Annotated in this window: 1 protein-coding gene; it reads right to left on the reverse strand. The window is 76.2% G+C overall.

Features of this window, described 5'->3' with window-relative positions; translation table 11 throughout:
- Nucleotides 1-391 (reverse strand): tetratricopeptide repeat protein (locus D180_RS18160; RefSeq protein ID WP_017913912.1); only part of this gene is annotated, 391 nt, incomplete at both ends.

The raw sequence follows: 391 nt of genomic DNA on the forward strand, positions 1-391 counted from the left end.
CCGCGGCGGCGCCGCCAGGGCCTTGCGCAGCGCCGCCGCGGCGCCGCTCCAGTCCTTCTGCGCGCGCAGGAAATCGCCGTAGAAGTAATTGGCGTCGATGCCGTCCGGGTCGTACTGCAGGCCCTGCTGCAGCAGCGCGCGCGCCTTGGCGTCGTCGCCGAAGCCCACCGGCCAGCCCGGCACCTGGTAGTACAGCGCGCCCAGGCTGGTGCAGCCGGCGCCGTTCAGGGCGGCCGGGTCCAGCGCCAGCGCCTGCTCGAAATCGCTGCGGGCGCGCTTGACCAGGCCCAGCGCGCCGAGGCCGCCGCGCTCGCCGGCTTCGCTGGACAGCACGATGCCCTCCCAGATCAGCACCGCCGGATCGCGCGGCGCCGCCTGGCGGGCGGCGGCC

The organism is Xanthomonas sp. SHU 166, from assembly GCF_000364685.1.
Taxonomy (GTDB): Bacteria; Pseudomonadota; Gammaproteobacteria; order Xanthomonadales; family Xanthomonadaceae; genus Xanthomonas_A; species Xanthomonas_A sontii.